Source organism: Pseudomonas edaphica, assembly GCF_965277385.1.
Classification (GTDB): Bacteria; Pseudomonadota; Gammaproteobacteria; order Pseudomonadales; family Pseudomonadaceae; genus Aquipseudomonas; species Aquipseudomonas edaphica.
Genome location: NZ_OZ255725.1, coordinates 5,159,795 through 5,178,059 on the forward strand (window position 1 = coordinate 5,159,795; position 18,265 = coordinate 5,178,059).

Below are 18,265 nucleotides of genomic sequence, written 5' to 3' on the forward strand. Positions count from 1 at the left end.
AGCATGATGCCCCACGCCGCCCAACACTCTTTGGTCCCTGATGCTCAGGGGCCTGTCCCGACCGTCGAGCAGCTCAGCCGACATGGCCTGGAACAGGCGTTTTCGCTGTTCAACCAGATGTCGAGCCAACTGACTGACTCTTACAGCTTGCTGGAGGCGCGGGTTTCCGAGCTTAAAGGCGAACTGGCGGTGGTCAGCGCCCAGCGCATGCAAGAGCTGGCCGAGAAAGAGCGCCTGGCCAACCGTCTGCAAAACCTGCTGTCGCTGCTGCCCGGTGGCGTGATCGTCATTGATGACCAGGGCCGCGTGCGCGAAGCCAATCCGGCTGCCGTCGACATGCTCGGCCTGCCGCTGGAAGGCGAGTTGTGGCGCGAAGTCATCGCCCGTTGCTTCGCCCCGCGTGAAGACGACGGCCACGAAATATCCCTCAAGGACGGTCGTCGCCTGTCCATCGCCACCCGTTCGCTGGACGCCGAGCCCGGCCAACTGGTGTTGCTCAACGACCTGACAGAAACCCGTCACCTGCAAGACCAACTGGCGCGCCATGAACGCTTGTCGTCGTTGGGGCGGATGGTCGCTTCTTTGGCGCATCAAATCCGCACGCCGCTGTCGGCGGCGTTGATCTACGCCAGTCATTTGACTGATGAGCAATTGCCGGCCGCCACCCACCAACGTTTTGCTGGCCGCCTCAAAGAACGCCTGCATGAGTTGGAGCACCAGGTGCGCGACATGCTGGTGTTTGCCCGCGGCGAATTGCCGCTGACCGACCGCGTTACGCCCGCTCTGTTGATGCAGTCGCTGCAAGCGGCGGCGGCCACCCATATCCAGGACGCCAATGTGCGCTGGCAGTGTGACAGCCACCAAGGTGAATTGCTGTGCAACCGCGACACCCTGGTCGGCGCTTTGCTCAACCTGATCGAAAACGCCACCCAGGCAAGCCTGCCCGGGGCGCGGCTCAAGGTGCACCTGTACACCCGCGAGCAAACCCTGCGCCTGTGTATCAGCGACAGCGGCAGCGGCATTGAGCCGTGTGTGCTGCAACGCTTGGGCGAACCGTTTTTTACCACCAAGACCAACGGCACTGGCCTCGGCCTGACCGTGGTCAAGGCCGTGGCACGCGCGCATCAGGGAGAATTGCAGCTGCACTCCCGGTTGGGGCGTGGCACCTGTGCATTGATGACCTTGCCGCTGTTTTCCAGCACGGCAAGCGCGGAGTAAAAGGACTATGGCTATCAAGGTTTTATTGGTCGAAGACGATCGCGCCCTGCGTGAAGCATTGGCTGACACGCTGCTGTTGGCGGGCCATGACTACCGGGCGGTCGGTTCTGCCGAGGAAGCCTTGGAGGCGGTCGAGCAGGAATCTTTCAGCCTGGTGGTCAGTGACGTCAACATGCCCGGCATGGACGGCCACCAGTTGCTCGGCCTGCTGCGCGCGCGCCAGCCGCAGTTGCCGGTGCTGCTGATGACCGCCCATGGCGCCGTGGAGCGGGCGGTGGACGCCATGCGCCAGGGCGCGGCGGATTACCTGGTCAAACCCTTTGAACCCAAAGCCCTGATCGAGCTGGTTGCCCGGCATGCACTCGGCGTTGTTTCGAATGCCGACGGCGAAGGCCCGATTGCCTTTGAGCCGGCCAGCGCACAGTTGCTGGAACTGGCAGCGCGTGTGGCGCGTAGCGATTCCACCGTGCTGATCTCCGGCGAGTCCGGCACCGGTAAAGAAGTGCTGGCGCGGTATATCCACCAGCAATCGAGCCGCGCCAAACAACCCTTTATCGCGATCAACTGCGCGGCCATCCCCGACAACATGCTTGAAGCCACCTTGTTCGGCCATGAAAAAGGCTCGTTCACCGGCGCCATCGCGGCCCAGGCCGGCAAGTTCGAACAGGCCGACGGCGGCACCATCCTGCTCGACGAAATCTCGGAAATGCCCCTGGGCCTGCAAGCCAAGCTGCTGCGGGTGTTGCAGGAGCGTGAGGTTGAGCGTGTGGGCGCACGCAAGCCGATCCAGCTGGATATCCGCGTGGTTGCCACCACCAACCGCGACCTCGCGGGCGAAGTGGCGGCGGGGCGCTTTCGTGAAGACCTGTTCTACCGGCTATCCGTATTCCCGCTGGCCTGGCGCCCGTTGCGCGAGCGCCCGGCGGATATCATCCCGCTGGCCGAGCGCCTGCTGAACAACCACGTCAAAAAAATGAAGCACGCCCAGGCGCGGTTGTCGGCTGAGGCCCAGGCTTGCCTGATCAGCTACCCATGGCCCGGCAACGTGCGCGAATTGGACAACGCCATCCAGCGCGCGCTGATTCTGCAGCAGGGCGGCTTGATCCAGCCGCAAGACTTCTGCCTGGCCATGGGCAGTGGCAGCGCGCCGTTGCCGAGCCTGGCGCCCGCACCGGTGGCGGCTGCCGACACCGAGTCCGGCGGTGCGCTGGGCGACGACCTGCGCCGCCGCGAATTCCAGATGATCATCGACACCTTGCGTGCCGAGCGCGGCCGCCGCAAAGAGGCCGCTGAGCGCCTGGGCATCAGCCCGCGCACCCTGCGCTACAAGCTGGCACAGATGCGCGACGCCGGGATGGACGTGGAAGCCTACCTTTTCGCCACGTGAAAAATTCTTGGGCTGACAGGGTTTGTCGCCTTTTCTTACGAATTGCCACGGAGCTGGCACCCTTGTTGCTACCACCCGTAGTAACCGCTGCGTAGTGTCAAAAAATTGCGGGTCGTCGGAGAGAGAAGGTCATGAGCCAGGGTATTGAGTTCAATCGGTTGATGTTGGATATGCGCTCCATGCAAATGGATGCCATGGCTCAACCGAAATCCGTCGCGCCAGCGCCGGAATTGGGCCAAAGCAGTTTTGCCGACATGCTCGGTCAGGCAATCAACAAAGTCAGCGACACCCAGCAAGCCTCCAGTCAGTTGGCCACCGCCTTCGAGATCGGCAAGAGCGGCGTGGACCTCACCGATGTGATGGTCGCCTCGCAAAAGGCCAGCGTTTCCTTTCAAGCCTTGACCCAAGTGCGTAACAAGCTGGTTCAGGCTTATCAAGACATCATGCAGATGCCGGTTTAAGGACGAGATTTAAGTCATGGCAGAAGCAGTCTCCGACAACGTACCCGCCAAGGCAGACGGCAAGCCGCCGCTGTTTGGCCTGTCGTTCCTGGAAAACCTCTCGGAAATGACCATGCTGCGTCAGGTGGGCCTGATGGTCGGCCTGGCCGCCAGTGTGGCGATTGGTTTTGCCGTGGTGTTGTGGTCGCAACAACCTGATTACCGCCCGCTGTACGGCAGCCTGGCCGGCATGGATTCCAAGCAGATCATGGAAACCCTGGCCGCCGCCGACATCGCCTACACCGTGGAGCCCAACTCCGGCGCCTTGCTGGTCAAGGCTGATGACGTGGCCCGTGCGCGCATGAAGCTGGCTGCAGCCGGCGTAACGCCGTCCGACAGCAATATCGGTTTTGAAATCCTCGACAAGGACCAGGGCCTGGGCACCAGCCAGTTCATGGAAGCCACCCGTTATCGGCGTGGCCTGGAAGGCGAACTGGCGCGCACCATCAGCAGCCTGAACAACGTCAAGGGCGCCCGCGTGCACCTGGCGATCCCGAAAAGCTCGGTGTTCGTGCGTGACGAACGCAAGCCCAGTGCTTCGGTGTTGGTTGAACTGTTTTCCGGCCGCTCCCTTGAGCCTGGCCAGGTCTTGGCGATCATCAACCTGGTGGCCACCAGCGTTCCAGAATTGAGCAAGTCGCAAATCACCGTGGTCGACCAGAAGGGCAACCTGCTGTCCGACCAGGCCGAGAACTCCGCGCTGACCCAGGCCGGCAAACAGTTCGACTACAGCCGCCGTATGGAAAGCATGCTGACCCAGCGCGTGCACAACATCCTGCAACCGGTGTTGGGCAACGATCGCTACAAGGCTGAAGTGTCCGCCGACGTGGATTTCAGCGCGGTCGAGTCGACCTCCGAACAGTTCAACCCCGACCAACCGGCGCTGCGCAGCGAGCAGTCCACCAGCGAACAACGCACCGCCAGCAATGGCCCGCAAGGTGTGCCGGGTGCCCTCAGCAACCAGCCACCGGCTCCGGCGACTGCACCACAAACCACCGGTGGCGCGGCCGCTACGGCTGGCGCGATCCAGCCTGGGCAGCCATTGTTGGACGCCAACGGCCAGCAGATCATGGACCCGGCCACCGGCCAGCCGATGCTCGCGCCGTACCCGGCGGACAAGCGTAACCAGTCGACCAAGAACTTCGAACTCGACCGTTCCATCAGCCACACCAAGCAGCAGCAGGGCAAGATCAATCGCCTGTCGGTGTCGGTGGTGGTCGATGATCAGGTCAAGGTCAACCCGGCGGATGGCGCCGTCACCCGTGCGCCGTGGAGCACTGATGAATTGGCCCGTTTCACGCGCCTGGTGCAGGACGCCGTTGGCTTCGACGCCAGCCGGGGTGACAGCGTCAGCGTGATCAACATGCCGTTCTCCGCCGAGCGCGCCGAAGTGATCGCCGACCCTGCGTTCTACACGCAGCCGTGGTTCTGGGACATCGTTAAACAAGTGCTGGGCGTGTTGTTCATTCTGGTGCTGGTGTTCGGCGTGCTGCGTCCGGTGCTCAACAACATCACCGGCAACGGCAAGAAACAGCTGGCCTTGGCCGGTGGCGACGTCGAGTTGGGTGGCATGGGCGGCCTGGACGGCGAACTGGCCAACGACCGCGTCAGCCTCGGCGGCCCGCAAAGCATCCTGTTGCCAAGCCCGAGCGAAGGCTATGACGCTCAGCTGAACGCAATCAAGAGTCTGGTAGCAGAAGACCCGGGCCGTGTGGCCCAGGTCGTGAAAGAGTGGATCAACGCAGATGAGTGATAATCGAGCCGCTGTTGCCAAGCTCACCAAGGTCGACAAAGCCGCAGTCCTGTTGCTGTCCCTGGGTGAAACCGACGCTGCCCAAGTGCTGCGCCACATGGGGCCTAAAGAGGTCCAGCGCGTGGGCGTGGCCATGGCGCAGATGCGCAATGTGCACCGCGAGCAAGTCGAGCAGGTGATGAGTGAGTTCGTCGAGATCGTCGGCGACCAGACCAGCCTGGGCGTCGGCTCCGACAGCTATATCCGCAAGATGCTCACCTCGGCACTCGGCGAAGACAAGGCCAACGGCCTGATCGACCGCATCCTGCTGGGTGGCAACACCAGTGGCCTGGACAGCCTCAAGTGGATGGAGCCGCGCGCGGTGGCCGACGTGATCCGCTACGAGCACCCGCAGATCCAGGCCATCGTCGTCGCTTACCTCGACCCGGACCAGGCCGGTGAAGTGCTCGGCCACTTCGACCATAAAGTACGCCTGGATATCATCCTGCGCGTGTCGTCGCTGAACACCGTGCAGCCGGCAGCCCTGAAAGAACTCAACACGATTCTGGAGAAGCAGTTCTCTGGCAACTCGAACGCTTCGCGCACCACCTTGGGCGGCATCAAGCGTGCGGCCGACATCATGAACTTCCTCGACAGCTCGGTCGAAGGCCAGTTGATGGACTCGATCCGCGAGATCGACGACACCCTGTCCGGCCAGATCGAAGACCTCATGTTCGTATTCAACAACCTCTCCGATGTCGATGACCGTGGCATCCAGGCGTTGCTGCGCGAAGTCTCCTCCGACGTGCTGGTGCTGGCCCTCAAAGGCTCGGACGAAAACGTCAAAGAGAAGATTTTCAAGAACATGTCCAAGCGTGCGTCCGAGCTGTTGCGCGACGACCTCGAAGCCAAAGGCCCGGTGCGCGTCAGCGACGTCGAAACCGCGCAGAAAGAAATCCTCACCATTGCCCGCCGTATGGCCGAAGCCGGAGAAATCGTTCTCGGTGGGAAGGGCGGCGAAGAAATGATCTAAGGCGCGTCCCATGTCGAACAAAGATGAGACGCCCAGCGATCTGATTCGCGCGCGGGATGTCGGCGGGTTCGACATCTGGTCGCTGCCCAGCTTCGATCCACATGTGCCGGAACCTGAGCCCGAGCCGTTGGTTGAAACGCCGGTAGAGATGGAAGAAGTGCCACTGGATGAAGTCCAGCCACTAACCCTTGAAGAGTTGGAAGCCATCCGCCAGGAAGCCTACAACGAAGGCTTTGCGGCCGGCGAAAAAGACGGCTTTCGCAGCACTACCCTCAAAGTACGCCAGGAAGCCGAAGAGGCGCTCGGCGTCAAACTCGCCAGCCTTGAGCGGCTGATGGGTACGCTGTTCGACCCGATTGCCGAGCAGGATACGCAGATCGAAAAAGCCATGGTCGGTCTGGTCGAGCACATTGCTCGCCAGGTGATCCAGCGCGAATTGGTGCTCGATTCCAGCCATATCGAAAGCGTCATGCGCGAAGCCCTCAAGCTGCTGCCGTTGGGCGTGGGCAATGTGCGCCTGTACATCAACCCGCAGGATTTCGAACAGGTCAAAGCCCTGCGCGAGCGCCATGAAGAAACCTGGCGTATCGTCGAGGACGCGGCGTTGTTGCCGGGTGGTTGCCGCGTCGAGACCGAACACAGCCGCATCGATGCCACGGTGGAAACCCGCATCAGCCAGATCATGGCCAAGCTGTTTGATCAACTGCATGAACAAGCCCTGCACCCGGCCGAGCCAGACCTGAGTGTGGACCTGGACGCCGCCGATGCGCCTTGATCGCACCAGCTTCGCCAAGCGCCTGGGCGGCTACGCCGAGGCCACGGAGTTGCCCGGCCAGCCGATCCTCGAAGGGCGCCTGCTGCGCATGGTCGGGCTGACCCTTGAAGCCGAAGGCCTGCGCGCCGCCATGGGCAGCCGCTGCCTGGTGATCAACGACGACAGCTACCACCCGGTGCAGGTCGAGGCCGAGGTGATGGGCTTTTCCGGCAGCAAGATTTTCCTTATGCCGGTCGGCAGCCTCGCGGGCATCGCTCCCGGCGCCCGCGTGGTGCCTTTGGCCGACACCGGCCGCCTGCCCATGGGCATGAGCATGCTCGGTCGCGTGCTCGACGGCGCCGGCCGCGCACTCGACGGCAAGGGCGGCATGAAGGCCGAAGACTGGGTGCCGATGGACGGCCCGACCATCAACCCGCTCAACCGCAACCCGATCAGCGTGCCGCTGGACGTGGGCATTCGCAGCATCAACGGTTTATTGACGGTCGGTCGTGGCCAGCGTCTGGGCCTGTTTGCCGGTACCGGCGTGGGTAAGTCAGTGTTGCTGGGCATGATGACGCGCTTTACCGAGGCCGACATTATTGTGGTCGGGCTGATCGGCGAGCGCGGCCGTGAAGTGAAAGAGTTCATTGAGCACAGCCTCGGTGAAGAAGGCCTCAAACGCTCGGTGGTGGTCGCGTCGCCTGCGGACGATGCGCCGCTGATGCGCCTGCGCGCCGCCATGTACTGCACGCGTATCGCCGAATATTTTCGCGACAAGGGCAAGAATGTCCTGCTGCTGATGGACTCGCTCACGCGTTTTGCCCAGGCCCAGCGGGAAATCGCCTTGGCCATCGGCGAACCGCCCGCCACCAAAGGCTACCCGCCTTCAGTGTTCGCCAAGCTGCCCAAGCTGGTGGAGCGCGCCGGTAATGCCGAGGCCGGTGGTGGTTCGATCACCGCGTTCTATACGGTGTTGTCCGAAGGCGATGACCAACAGGACCCGATTGCCGACTCGGCGCGGGGCGTGCTCGACGGCCACATTGTGCTGTCGCGGCGCCTGGCCGAGGAAGGGCACTACCCGGCCATCGACATCGAAGCTTCGATCAGCCGGGTGATGCCGGCGGTGGTCACCCCGGAGCACATGGCGCGTGCGCAGCACTTCAAACAACTGTGGTCGCGCTACCAGCAGAGCCGCGACCTGATCAGCGTCGGCGCCTACGTGGCCGGTGGTGATCGCGAAACCGACCTGGCCATCGCGCTGCAACCGCAACTGGTGAGCTACCTGCGCCAGGGGCTCAACGACAAGATCAGCATGGGCGAAAGCGAAGCTCACCTGGGCTCGATCTTCGCTCCGGCGCCGGGCGGTTAAGCCATGGCCAGCACCCGTTCTTCACGCCTGGCCCCAGTGGTGGACATGGCCGAAAAGGCCGAAAAAACCGCCGTGCAACGCCTGGGTTACTTCCAGGGTCAGGTGCGCCTGGCGGAAAGCAAGCTGGGCGATCTGGAGCGCTTTCGCGGCGAATACCAGCAGCAGTGGATCGAGCGTGGCAGTAAGGGTGTGTCCGGACAGTGGTTGATGGGCTACCAGGGCTTTCTCAACCAGTTGGAAACCGCTGTGGGCCAGCAGCGCCAGAGCCTGGCCTGGCACCAGAACAATCTCGATAAAGCCCGTGAAAGTTGGCAGGCGGCGTTTGCCCGCGTTGAAGGCTTGCGCAAGCTGGTGCAGCGCTATATCGACGAAGCGCGGGCGATTGAGGACAAGCGTGAGCAGAAGCTGCTCGATGAGCTGTCACAGCGCCTTCCCCGCCAGTCACAGTACTAACAGTTTCCACTTGCCTACTGTGGGAGCTGGGCTGTGTGGGTGCTGGCTTAGGTGGGAGCTGGCTTGTGTGGGAGCTGGCTTGCCTGCGATAGCATCACCGCTGTATCACTGATACACCTCGTCGCCTGCATCGCAGGCAAGCCAGCTCCCACATTGAGTGCTCGGTGTTGCCCAGATCCGGTTCAGCTGCTAAACCTTGTTGCACATTGCCAATGACAAGGAAGCAGTCACATGTCAGTCGAGTCAGAAGTATCCCTGGATGGGACGAAGTTGACGATTAAAGTAAGAGGCCGATTCGATTTCGGAAGCCACCAGACCTTTCGCGATGCCTACGAGCGGTTCTACAAGGTGCCCGACATCTACGTGGTAGATCTGAAAGAAGCCACCTATCTGGACAGCTCGGCGCTCGGCATGCTCCTGTTGTTGCGGGACCATGCCGGTGGCGATGACGCTGAAGTGCAGGTCATCAACAGCAACTCCGATGTGCGCAAGATCCTCGGCATCTCCAACTTCGACAAACTGTTCGACATCAGTTGAGCACCTTGGCCCCGGTCCTTGAACCACTGACGATCCTGATCGCCGAAGACAGTGCCGCCGATTTGCTGTTGCTGTCGACCATCATTCGGCGTCAGGGCCACCAGGTGCTCACCGCCACCAATGGCGCGCAAGCCGTCGAGGTGTTTGCCCGCGAGCGCCCGCAACTGGTGTTGATGGACGCCCTTATGCCGGTGATGGACGGTTTTGAAGCGGCGCGGCGGATCAAACAGTTGGCGGGTGAGGCGCTGGTGCCGATCATCTTCCTCACCTCGCTGCGCGAAAGCGAAGCCCTGGCCCAATGTCTGGATGCCGGTGGCGATGATTTCCTGCCCAAACCCTACAACCCGCTGATCCTGGCCGCCAAGATCAATGCCATGGACCGTCTGCGGCGCCTGCAGGCCACGGTATTGCGTCAGCGCGACCAGATCGCCCGGCACCACGATTACCTGTTGCATGAGCAACGCGCGGCCAAGGCGGTGTTCGACAAAGTGGCGCATTCGGGTTGCATCAATGCGGCGCCGAACATTCGTTACCTGCAATCGCCCTATGCGCTGTTCAACGGCGACCTGTTGTTGGCGGCGTATACGCCGTCCGGCGACATGCATGTGCTGCTCGGTGACTTCACCGGCCATGGCCTGCCGGCCGCAGTGGGCGCCATGCCGCTGGCGGAAGTCTTCTACGGCATGACCGCCAAGGGCTACGGCCTGGCGCAGACCCTGCGCGAGATGAATGCCAAGCTCAAGCGCATCTTGCCGGTGGACATGTTCTGCTGCGCCACGCTGGTGTGCCTGAGTACCCAGCGGCGCGTGGTGGAGGTATGGAACGGCGGCATGCCCGACGGCTATGTGCATGAGATCGCCACCGGCAAGCGTACGCCTTTGTTATCCCGGCACCTGCCGCTGGGTGTGCTTTCGGCACAGGCGTTTGATGACAGCACCGAAGTCTGGCCCATGGCCTTGGGCGACCGGGTGTTCTTGTTGTCCGATGGGGTGCTGGATACCGCCAACGCCAGTGAACAGTTATTTGGCGCGGCGCGTTTGCAGCAGGTATTTGCCAGTAATCGCAAGCCTGACCGCTTGTTTGAGGAGATTGAGCAGGCCCTGGCGGCGTTCCGGGGTGAGGCGCGCGATGATGTCAGCATGGTGGAGATCACCTTGCAGCCTGGCCAGCCGTCGCGGGCGGCTGAGCCGCTGTATGCCGACAGTGGCCAGTCGTGCCCGTTGGATTGGTCGGTGAGCTTCGAGTTTCGTGCGCGAACGCTCAAAAGCTACAACCCGTTGCCGTACCTGTTGCAATTGCTGCTGGAGATTCATGGCCTGCGTGGGCAAAGCGGGGCGTTGTACAGCGTGATGGCCGAGTTGTATTCCAATGCGCTGGAGCATGGCGTGCTGGGCCTGGATTCGCGACTCAAGCGCGATGCCCAAGGATTTGCCGAGTATTACCGGCAGCGCAATGAGCGCCTGACGCAGTTGAACAGCGGTTATGTGCGGGTACATGTGCAGGTGGTGCCGACTGCCACGGGCGGCAAAATGACGCTGCGCATCGAAGACAGTGGCCCAGGGTTTGACGTGGAACAGGTGCTGGCGCGGCCGCTGGATATCGACCGTTTGTCTGGCCGGGGGCTGAGCCTGGTACGGCAACTGAGCAGCGATGTACGCTGGACCGATGGCGGGCGCAGTGTGTGCGTGGAGTTTTGCTGGGGGGCTCTGGCATAATCCGCCGATTCTTGATCAAGGAGCGAACAAGTGCTTGAGATTCATCTGGACCCTGATGTGCTGACGGGCCTGCAGGAAGTGATGGAAAGCGAATATCCGAAGTTGCTGGAGACTTTTCTGGACGATTCGCAAAAGCGTATCGATGCGTTGCGCAAGTCGCGTGGTGACGCCAAGGCGTTGGGCCGGATTGCCCATAGCTTCAAGGGCAGCAGTGGCAACCTTGGGGCGGTGCGGTTGGCGCAGTTGTGTCAGCGGCTGGAGGTGGAGTCCGTCGAGTTGTCGGCGGACTTGGGTGCGCTGGTTGATCAGATTGATCATGAGTTTGCGTTGGTGCGGCCGCTGTATGAGTCGGAAAGGCAGCGCTTTCAGCTTTGAATTGAGTCGCCAAGCCGGTCTCGGCCAAATGTGGGAGCTGGCTTGCCTGCGATGGCATCGACTGGTTTTGCCTGATACACCGAGGTGTCTGCATCGCAGGCAAGCCAGCTCCCACAGAGCACAATGGATCTACCGTCAAAAAACCAAACCTGGCCCAACTCTTGCTCTACCTCCCAATACTGCATCCCCGACCCCCAATGCAGTGGAGACCTTTAACTATGCCAGTCGCCCCCAATTCGCTCCTTCAGGCTGCCGCTGCGGCCAAGCCTCAAGCGCCGGCCGCCACACCGCCTGTAGCGGCCGCGGACCCACGGGACAAGGGCCCTGGTTTCGCTCAAGTGTTTGCCAACCAAAGCCCCAAGCCCACGCTGAAGACCGATGACACTCCGGTCAAAATCTCGCGTGACAAGCCTTCGGATACCAACACCAAGCCGGTCGCCAACAACGACAAGCCTGCCGCCAGCACGCCAGCGGTTGCCGATAGCGGCAATCCCTTGCCTGCCAAGCCGGCCAAGGCTGACAACAGCGCCAGCAGTGATGACGACAAGCCCGCCGACCCGGCCGTGGCGCAGCAGCCCCCGGCTGATCCGGTGGTCGACCCGGCATTGGTCGCCGTTGTTGCGCCGGTGCCTGTTCCGGTGCCAGCGCCCGCGCCGGTAGCCACCCATGACGACACGGCCCAGCCGGTGGTCGCGGCGCCGCTTGCAGCCACCGATGACGCCAAGCAACCGGCTTTCGACCCTGAAGCCGATCCGCTGGATTCGATGCCGGCCGTGCGCTTGGCCATGGAGCAGGGCGGCCATGTGTCGGCCAGCAGCCAGACGCCACAGAAAGCCGCGCCGACCACCACTCAGGACCAGCCAACCGCCGCGCAGAACTTTGCCGCAGGTCTTGCCAACATGGTCGACCAGCAAGCCACCAAAGACAGCACTGACCAGGGCGGCGACAAGGCCTTCAGTGGGCTGATCGAAGGTGGCCTCAAGGATTTGAAAGACGCCGGCAGCGACACGCGGGTGGATGATTTCGCCAACCGCCTGGCCGCGCTGACCCAGGCTGCCACGCCGAAAACCGCGAACGCCTCGCCGCCCGTGGCCAATGCGCCATTGGCCATGCACCAGAGCGGCTGGACCGAAGAGGTGGTCAACCGCGTGATGTACCTGTCCAGCGCCAACCTCAAGTCGGCGGAGATTCAGTTGCAGCCGGCTGAACTGGGGCGCCTGGATATCAAGGTCAATATGACCGCCGACCAGCAAGCCCAGGTCAACTTCATGAGCGGCCACGCCGTGGTACGTGAAGCACTGGAAAGCCAGTCCGGCCGTTTGCGCGAGATGTTTGCCCAGCAGGGCATGGGGCAGGTGGATGTCAATGTGTCCGACCAGTCCCGTGGCTGGCAGGGTCAGGGCCAGGAGCAACAGCAGCAGAACCAGGCGCGCGGCATAAGCGGCAGTGGCGGGCGCGGTGATGGTGGGGAAGCGGGTGACGCTGCTGAAGTGGCGGCGGCGGTCGCGCCGGTGAGCCAGACGATAGTTGGCTCCAGCGCCGTCGATTACTACGCCTGACTTAAGCCGAAAACGCGGTCAATGTGGGAGCTGGCTTGCCTGCGATAGCGGTGCATCAGTTACAGAAGTATTAACTGACCCACCGCTATCGCAGGCAAGCCAGCTCCCACATTTGGTTTGTGGTGTTAGTTCTCTCCCCAACTGCCAGACAACTCTGGCATAACACTTGCTCTTGCCTTCCCGTAGATCTATGAATCCCCGAATAGTGACGGATTATTGGCATGGCGAAGAGTGACGACGCAGCAGCAACCCCACCCGCAGGCAAAGGCAAGCTCAAGCTGATCCTGCTGATTGTGCTGGGCCTGCTCCTGGCCATTGGCGCCTCGATTGGCGGCACGTGGTACATCATGCACAGCAGCGCGAGCAAACCGGCTCCCGCCGCCGAAACCGCCACTAACGTCAAGCAACCGGCAATCTTCGAGCCGATGCTGCCGGCCTTTGTCGCCAACTACAATCAGAACGGTCGCCAACGCTACCTGCAGGTGAGCATCACCTTGCTGGCGCGTAACCAGGCGGACCTGGATGCGCTTAAAGTGCATATGCCGGTGATCCGCAACAACCTGGTGATGCTGTTCTCCGGGCAGAGCTTCGACAGCCTGGCCACCCCGGTCGGCCAGGAAATGCTGCGCCAGAAGGTCACTGCCAGCGTGCAGGAAGTGGCCCAGAAAGAGCTCGGCAAAGTCGTGGTCGAGCAGGCGCTCTTCACTAACTTCGTATTGCAGTAGGATCACGACATGGCCGTGCAAGACCTGCTGTCCCAGGATGAAATCGACGCGCTGTTGCATGGCGTCGACGATGGTCTGGTACAGACCGAAATGGCTGCCGAACCCGGCAGCGTCAAAAGTTATGACCTCACCAGCCAGGATCGCATCGTCCGTGGGCGCATGCCGACCCTGGAGATGATCAATGAGCGTTTCGCCCGTTACACCCGTATCAGCATGTTCAACATGCTGCGCCGCTCGGCAGACGTAGCGGTAGGCGGCGTGCAGGTGATGAAGTTCGGCGAGTACGTGCATTCGCTGTATGTGCCCACCAGCCTCAACCTGGTCAAGATCAAACCGTTGCGCGGTACCGCGCTGTTCATCCTCGACGCCAAGCTGGTGTTCAAGCTGGTGGACAACTTCTTCGGCGGCGACGGCCGCCACGCCAAGATCGAAGGGCGTGAATTCACCCCTACCGAATTGCGTGTGGTGCGCATGGTGCTGGAGCAAGCCTTCATCGACTTGAAGGAAGCCTGGCAGGCGATCATGGAAGTCAATTTCGAGTACATCAACTCGGAAGTGAACCCAGCCATGGCCAACATCGTCGGCCCCAGCGAAGCCATTGTGGTCTCCACCTTCCACATCGAGCTTGATGGCGGTGGCGGCGACCTGCACGTGACCATGCCGTACTCGATGATCGAGCCGGTGCGCGAAATGCTCGACGCCGGTTTCCAGTCCGACCTCGACGACCAGGACGAACGCTGGGTCAAGGCCCTGCGCGAAGACCTGCTGGACGTCGACGTGCCTTTGAGCGCCACTGTGGCCCGTCGCCAGCTGCGTTTGCGCGATATTCTGCACATGCAACCGGGGGACGTGATCCCCGTGGAGTTGCCGGAAGAGCTGATCATGCGCGCCAATGGCGTGCCGTCGTTCAAGGTCAAGCTCGGTTCCCACAAGGGCAACCTGGCGTTGCAAGTGATCGAACCGATCAACCGTCGCTGATCTGCCCCTTCTATCGATGAATTTTTGCTGCGCCGAGGACATGTAATGGCTACCGAACACGAAAACACTTCCGCCGAAGACCAGGCCCTGGCTGACGAATGGGCCGCGGCCCTGGAAGAAACCGGCGATGTCGGCCAGGACGACATCGACGCGCTGCTGGCCGCCGACGCCGCCATGGCGCCGGCCGGCAAACGCCTGCCGATGGAAGAATTCGGCAGCGTGCCGAAAAACAACGACCCGGTGACCCTCGACGGCCCGAACCTGGATGTGATTCTCGACATTCCGGTGTCGATCTCCATGGAAGTCGGCAGCACCGAAATCAACATCCGCAACCTGCTGCAACTCAACCAGGGTTCGGTGATCGAGCTCGACCGCCTGGCCGGTGAGCCGCTGGACGTGCTGGTCAACGGCACCCTGATCGCCCATGGCGAGGTGGTGGTGGTCAACGAGAAGTTCGGCATCCGCCTGACGGACGTGATCAGCCCAAGCGAACGCATCAAGAAGTTGCGCTGAGATGAAGTATTCGATGGCGGGACTGTTCCTGGCGCTGCCATTGAGCGCCATGGCGGCTGAGCCGGTCACCCAAGCGGCGGCTGCGGCACCTGTGGTCAGCAGTGGTATCGGCGGCCAGTTGACCCAGCTGGTGCTTGGATTGTTGCTGGTAGTCGGTCTGATCTTCGTGCTCGCCTGGCTGATGCGCCGCGTGCAGCGCATCGGGCCGGGCAATGCCCAGGTGATCGAGATGATCGGCTCGCGCGCCCTCGGCCCGCGTGATCGGCTGGTGCTGGTGCAGGTGGGCGAAGAGCAAATCCTGCTGGGTATCACGCCCGGCCGCATCACCCCGTTGCACGTACTCAAGACGCCGGTGGAAGCGACCAGGACCGAGACCGCCACGCCGGAATTCGCCCAGCGCCTGATGGAGTTGCTGGGCAAGGATCAGAAGGATAAGAAGTAATGCGCGTTTTATTGACGCTCATGCTGTTGCTGGCCGCGCCGCTGGCGTTGGCAGCCGACCCGTTGTCGATTCCGGCGATCACCCTGGGCACCAACGCGGCCGGCGCCCAGGAATACTCGGTCAGCCTGCAGATTTTGCTGATCATGACCGCGCTGAGTTTTATCCCGGCGTTTGTCATGCTGATGACCAGCTTTACGCGGATCATCATCGTGTTCTCGATTTTGCGTCAGGCCCTGGGCCTGCAGCAGACGCCGTCGAACCAGATCCTCACCGGCATGGCGCTGTTCTTGACCTTGTTCATCATGGCGCCGGTGTTCGACAAGGTGAACCAGCAAGCCTTGCAACCCTACCTGGCTGAGAAACTCTCGGCTCAGGACGCGATCGACAAGGCCCAGGGTCCGATCAAGGACTTCATGCTGTCGCAAACCCGTTCCAGCGACCTTGAGCTGTTTATGCGCCTGTCCAAGCGCACCGACATTGCCACGCCGGATCAAGCGCCGCTGACCATTCTGGTGCCGGCCTTCGTCACGTCCGAATTGAAAACCGCGTTCCAGATCGGCTTCATGATCTTTATCCCGTTCCTGATCATCGACCTGGTGGTGGCGAGCGTGCTGATGGCCATGGGCATGATGATGCTGTCGCCGCTGATTATCTCGCTGCCGTTCAAGATCATGCTGTTTGTACTGGTGGACGGCTGGGCGCTGATTATCGGCACCCTGGCCAGCAGTTTCGGCGGGGTGTAGTGACATGACGCCAGAAGTAGCGGTCGACCTGTTCCGTGAAGCGCTGTGGCTGACCACCATGATGGTCGCCGTGCTGGTGGTGCCGAGCCTGTTGGTGGGCCTGCTGGTGGCGATGTTCCAGGCCGCGACCCAGATCAACGAACAGACCTTGAGCTTCCTCCCGCGTTTGCTGGTGATGCTGATCACCCTGATCGTCGCCGGCCCGTGGCTGGTGCAAACCTTTATGGAATACATCCTGCAGCTGTACGGCAGTATTCCGCAGTTGATCGGCTGACCGATGCAATCTGTGCTGGCCTTGACCGACACCCAGATCAGCACCTGGGTGGCGTCTTTCATTTTGCCGATGTTTCGCGTCACGGCAGTGCTGATGACCATGCCGGTGTTCGGGACCACCTTGGTGCCGAGGCGCATCCGCCTGTATTTTGCCTTCGCCATTACCGTGGTCATCGTGCCCGGTTTGCCGCCGATGCCGCCGGTGAATGCCCTGGACCTCAGTGCGTTGTTGCTGATTGCCGAGCAGATATTGATCGGCGCGATAATGGGCTTCTCGCTGACGTTGTTCTTCCAGGCGTTCGTGATCGCCGGGCAGATCATCTCAATCCAGATGGGCATGGGCTTCGCGTCCATGGTCGACCCCACCAATGGTGTGTCGGTGGCGGTGATCGGGCAGTTCCTGACCATGCTGGTGACCTTGATTTTCCTGGCGATGAACGGCCATCTGGTGGTGTTCGAGGTCATGACCGAAAGCTTCACCACCTTGCCGGTGGGCTCGGGGCTGGTGGTCAATCACTTCTGGGAATTGGTCGGGCGTATGAGTTGGGTATTGGGCGCCTCGTTGTTGCTGGTGTTGCCGGCGATTACTGCGCTGCTGGTGGTCAACATCGCGTTTGGCGTGATGACTCGCGCGGCGCCGCAGCTGAACATTTTCTCGATTGGTTTCCCGCTGACCCTGGTGTTGGGCATGGGGATTTTCTGGATCGGCATGGCCGACATTCTCAATCAGTATCAACCGCTGGCCACCGACGCCTTGCAGTTCTTACGTGATCTGGCACGGGCGCGTTGAGCCATGGCCGAGAGCGAGAGTGGCCAGGACAAAACAGAAGACCCCACGGAGAAACGTAAAAAGGACTCCAGGGAAAAGGGCGAGATTGCCCGTTCCAAAGAACTCAATACCCTGGCGGTGATGCTCGCCGGTGCCGGGGGCCTGCTGATCTACGGCGGTGGCCTGGCGCTGGACCTGATGGAGCTGATGAAGCTCAACTTTTCGCTGCCGCGCGAAGTGCTGCTGAGCCCCGGCGCCATGGGCCAGTACCTGTTGCACTCGGGCAAGATCGCGATTCTGGCGGTGCAGCCGGTGCTTATCACCCTGTTGCTGGCGGCGCTGATCGGGCCGGTGTCCCTCGGCGGCTGGCTGTTTGCCGCCGGCAGCATGGCGCCCAAGTTCAGCCGCATGAACCCTGGGCCTGGGCTTAAGCGTATGTTTTCCACCAAGGCGCTGGTGGAACTGCTCAAGGCGCTGGCGAAATTCATTCTGATCCTGTTTGTGGCGTTGACGGTGTTGTCATCCGACATCGACGACTTGCTGCGCATCGCCCATGAACCGCTGGAATCCGCAATTATTCACAGTGTGCAGGTGGTGGGCTGGAGTGCGCTGTGGATGGCCTGCGGGCTGATCATCATCGCCGCCGTGGACGCGCCGATTCAGCTGTGGGAAAGCCACAAGAAACTGCTGATGACCAAGCAGGAAGTGCGCGACGAACACAAAGACCAGGAAGGCCGCCCCGAGGTCAAACAGCGGATTCGCCAACTGCAGCGCGAAATGTCCCAGCGCAAGATGATGGCGGCAGTGCCGGATGCCGACGTGGTCATCACCAACCCGACTCACTATGCCGTGGCGCTCAAGTACGACCCGGAGAAGGGCGGCGCGCCGATGTTGCTGGCCAAGGGCAGCGACTTTACCGCGCTGAAGATTCGCGAAATCGCCGTGGCCAACGACATTCTGCTGCTGGAATCGCCGGAGCTGGCGCGGTCGATCTTCTACTCCACCGACCTCGACCAGGAAATCCCCGCTGGCCTGTACCTGGCCGTGGCGCAGGTGTTGGCCTACGTGTACCAGATCCGCCAATACCGCGCGGGCAAGGGCAAGCGGCCAGACCCGCTCAAGGACCTGCCGATTCCGCCGGAGCTGCGCCGCGATTCCTGAGTCGTCCTGCACCGACGCCATCGCAGGCA

General features: G+C 61.8%; 20 protein-coding genes. All 20 read left to right on the top strand.

Annotated features, from left to right (window positions below; translation table 11 throughout):
* Positions 1–6: 6 nt before the first annotated feature.
* Entirely contained in the window at positions 7–1,218 is a 1,212-nt protein-coding gene (locus ACQY47_RS23560) for a sensor histidine kinase (protein WP_428557383.1), read from the top strand.
* Positions 1,219–1,225: 7 nt separating this feature from the next.
* On the top strand, positions 1,226–2,605 hold the full coding sequence (locus tag ACQY47_RS23565) for a sigma-54-dependent transcriptional regulator (RefSeq protein ID WP_428552349.1): 1,380 nt from the start codon (positions 1,226–1,228) through the stop codon (positions 2,603–2,605).
* Positions 2,606–2,736: 131 nt separating this feature from the next.
* Complete coding sequence (gene fliE, locus ACQY47_RS23570) at positions 2,737–3,066, top strand: flagellar hook-basal body complex protein FliE (protein WP_017134937.1); 330 nt, start codon at positions 2,737–2,739, stop codon at positions 3,064–3,066.
* Between the two features lie 16 nt (positions 3,067–3,082).
* Positions 3,083–4,858 carry a flagellar basal-body MS-ring/collar protein FliF gene (fliF, locus tag ACQY47_RS23575; RefSeq protein WP_017134938.1) on the top strand — a complete coding sequence of 592 codons (1,776 nt, stop codon included), beginning with the start codon at positions 3,083–3,085 and terminating at the stop codon, positions 4,856–4,858.
* On the top strand, positions 4,851–5,870 hold the full coding sequence (gene fliG / locus ACQY47_RS23580; protein WP_010208743.1) for a flagellar motor switch protein FliG: 1,020 nt from the start codon (positions 4,851–4,853) through the stop codon (positions 5,868–5,870). The genes fliF and fliG overlap by 8 nt, the downstream gene beginning before the upstream one ends.
* Positions 5,871–5,880: 10 nt before the next feature.
* The gene (gene fliH / locus ACQY47_RS23585) at positions 5,881–6,645 is read left to right on the top strand and encodes a flagellar assembly protein FliH (protein WP_428552354.1); all 765 of its coding nucleotides are present in this window, start codon (positions 5,881–5,883) and stop codon (positions 6,643–6,645) included.
* Complete coding sequence (fliI, locus tag ACQY47_RS23590; RefSeq protein WP_017134940.1) at positions 6,635–7,993, top strand: flagellar protein export ATPase FliI; 1,359 nt, start codon at positions 6,635–6,637, stop codon at positions 7,991–7,993. The genes fliH and fliI overlap by 11 nt, the downstream gene beginning before the upstream one ends.
* A gap of 3 nt (positions 7,994–7,996) precedes the next feature.
* On the top strand, positions 7,997–8,446 hold the full coding sequence (gene fliJ / locus ACQY47_RS23595) for a flagellar export protein FliJ (protein ID WP_016972024.1): 450 nt from the start codon (positions 7,997–7,999) through the stop codon (positions 8,444–8,446).
* Positions 8,447–8,677: 231 nt separating this feature from the next.
* The gene (locus ACQY47_RS23600; protein ID WP_099548877.1) at positions 8,678–8,983 is read left to right on the top strand and encodes an STAS domain-containing protein; all 306 of its coding nucleotides are present in this window, start codon (positions 8,678–8,680) and stop codon (positions 8,981–8,983) included.
* Positions 8,980–10,698: an ATP-binding SpoIIE family protein phosphatase gene (locus ACQY47_RS23605; RefSeq protein WP_428552359.1), complete on the top strand. Its 1,719-nt coding sequence runs from the start codon at positions 8,980–8,982 to the stop codon at positions 10,696–10,698. Before ACQY47_RS23600 ends, ACQY47_RS23605 begins: the two co-directional genes overlap by 4 nt.
* Positions 10,699–10,728: 30 nt before the next feature.
* Positions 10,729–11,073, top strand: coding sequence for an Hpt domain-containing protein (locus tag ACQY47_RS23610; RefSeq protein WP_017134943.1), 345 nt, complete (start codon positions 10,729–10,731; stop codon positions 11,071–11,073).
* A 218-nt stretch (positions 11,074–11,291) separates the two neighbouring features.
* Positions 11,292–12,632 (top strand): flagellar hook-length control protein FliK, encoded by a 1,341-nt coding sequence (locus ACQY47_RS23615; protein WP_428552362.1) that lies wholly within the window; start codon positions 11,292–11,294, stop codon positions 12,630–12,632.
* A 221-nt stretch (positions 12,633–12,853) separates the two neighbouring features.
* Positions 12,854–13,357, top strand: a complete 504-nt coding sequence (gene fliL / locus ACQY47_RS23620; RefSeq protein WP_017134945.1) for a flagellar basal body-associated protein FliL — start codon at positions 12,854–12,856, stop codon at positions 13,355–13,357.
* Positions 13,358–13,366: 9 nt separating this feature from the next.
* On the top strand, positions 13,367–14,335 hold the full coding sequence (gene fliM / locus ACQY47_RS23625; protein WP_010166091.1) for a flagellar motor switch protein FliM: 969 nt from the start codon (positions 13,367–13,369) through the stop codon (positions 14,333–14,335).
* A 45-nt stretch (positions 14,336–14,380) separates the two neighbouring features.
* On the top strand, positions 14,381–14,848 hold the full coding sequence (gene fliN, locus ACQY47_RS23630) for a flagellar motor switch protein FliN (RefSeq protein WP_017134946.1): 468 nt from the start codon (positions 14,381–14,383) through the stop codon (positions 14,846–14,848).
* Between the two features lies 1 nt (position 14,849).
* Positions 14,850–15,290 carry a flagellar biosynthetic protein FliO gene (gene fliO / locus ACQY47_RS23635; RefSeq protein ID WP_428552367.1) on the top strand — a complete coding sequence of 147 codons (441 nt, stop codon included), beginning with the start codon at positions 14,850–14,852 and terminating at the stop codon, positions 15,288–15,290.
* Entirely contained in the window at positions 15,290–16,033 is a 744-nt protein-coding gene (gene fliP, locus ACQY47_RS23640; RefSeq protein WP_056859761.1) for a flagellar type III secretion system pore protein FliP, read from the top strand. Before fliO ends, fliP begins: the two co-directional genes overlap by 1 nt.
* Positions 16,034–16,037: 4 nt before the next feature.
* Positions 16,038–16,307, top strand: coding sequence for a flagellar biosynthesis protein FliQ (fliQ, locus tag ACQY47_RS23645; protein ID WP_003214552.1), 270 nt, complete (start codon positions 16,038–16,040; stop codon positions 16,305–16,307).
* Positions 16,308–16,310: 3 nt separating this feature from the next.
* Entirely contained in the window at positions 16,311–17,096 is a 786-nt protein-coding gene (fliR, locus tag ACQY47_RS23650; protein WP_428552372.1) for a flagellar biosynthetic protein FliR, read from the top strand.
* A gap of 3 nt (positions 17,097–17,099) precedes the next feature.
* Complete coding sequence (gene flhB / locus ACQY47_RS23655) at positions 17,100–18,236, top strand: flagellar biosynthesis protein FlhB (RefSeq protein ID WP_056859763.1); 1,137 nt, start codon at positions 17,100–17,102, stop codon at positions 18,234–18,236.
* Positions 18,237–18,265: the final 29 nt, after the last annotated feature.

What these genes read in the sequence shown, in the direction of transcription:
- ACQY47_RS23560 (WP_428557383.1), top strand. Translation starts at nt 7, where the DNA reads ATGCCCCACGCCGCCCAACACTCTTTGGTCCCTGATGCTCAGGGGCCT.
- ACQY47_RS23565 (WP_428552349.1), top strand. Translation starts at nt 1,226, where the DNA reads ATGGCTATCAAGGTTTTATTGGTCGAAGACGATCGCGCCCTGCGTGAA.
- fliE (WP_017134937.1), top strand. Translation starts at nt 2,737, where the DNA reads ATGAGCCAGGGTATTGAGTTCAATCGGTTGATGTTGGATATGCGCTCC.
- fliF (WP_017134938.1), top strand. Translation starts at nt 3,083, where the DNA reads ATGGCAGAAGCAGTCTCCGACAACGTACCCGCCAAGGCAGACGGCAAG.
- fliG (WP_010208743.1), top strand. Translation starts at nt 4,851, where the DNA reads ATGAGTGATAATCGAGCCGCTGTTGCCAAGCTCACCAAGGTCGACAAA.
- fliH (WP_428552354.1), top strand. Translation starts at nt 5,881, where the DNA reads ATGTCGAACAAAGATGAGACGCCCAGCGATCTGATTCGCGCGCGGGAT.
- fliI (WP_017134940.1), top strand. Translation starts at nt 6,635, where the DNA reads ATGCGCCTTGATCGCACCAGCTTCGCCAAGCGCCTGGGCGGCTACGCC.
- fliJ (WP_016972024.1), top strand. Translation starts at nt 7,997, where the DNA reads ATGGCCAGCACCCGTTCTTCACGCCTGGCCCCAGTGGTGGACATGGCC.
- ACQY47_RS23600 (WP_099548877.1), top strand. Translation starts at nt 8,678, where the DNA reads ATGTCAGTCGAGTCAGAAGTATCCCTGGATGGGACGAAGTTGACGATT.
- ACQY47_RS23615 (WP_428552362.1), top strand. Translation starts at nt 11,292, where the DNA reads ATGCCAGTCGCCCCCAATTCGCTCCTTCAGGCTGCCGCTGCGGCCAAG.
- fliL (WP_017134945.1), top strand. Translation starts at nt 12,854, where the DNA reads ATGGCGAAGAGTGACGACGCAGCAGCAACCCCACCCGCAGGCAAAGGC.
- fliM (WP_010166091.1), top strand. Translation starts at nt 13,367, where the DNA reads ATGGCCGTGCAAGACCTGCTGTCCCAGGATGAAATCGACGCGCTGTTG.
- fliN (WP_017134946.1), top strand. Translation starts at nt 14,381, where the DNA reads ATGGCTACCGAACACGAAAACACTTCCGCCGAAGACCAGGCCCTGGCT.
- fliO (WP_428552367.1), top strand. Translation starts at nt 14,850, where the DNA reads ATGAAGTATTCGATGGCGGGACTGTTCCTGGCGCTGCCATTGAGCGCC.
- fliP (WP_056859761.1), top strand. Translation starts at nt 15,290, where the DNA reads ATGCGCGTTTTATTGACGCTCATGCTGTTGCTGGCCGCGCCGCTGGCG.
- fliQ (WP_003214552.1), top strand. Translation starts at nt 16,038, where the DNA reads ATGACGCCAGAAGTAGCGGTCGACCTGTTCCGTGAAGCGCTGTGGCTG.
- fliR (WP_428552372.1), top strand. Translation starts at nt 16,311, where the DNA reads ATGCAATCTGTGCTGGCCTTGACCGACACCCAGATCAGCACCTGGGTG.
- flhB (WP_056859763.1), top strand. Translation starts at nt 17,100, where the DNA reads ATGGCCGAGAGCGAGAGTGGCCAGGACAAAACAGAAGACCCCACGGAG.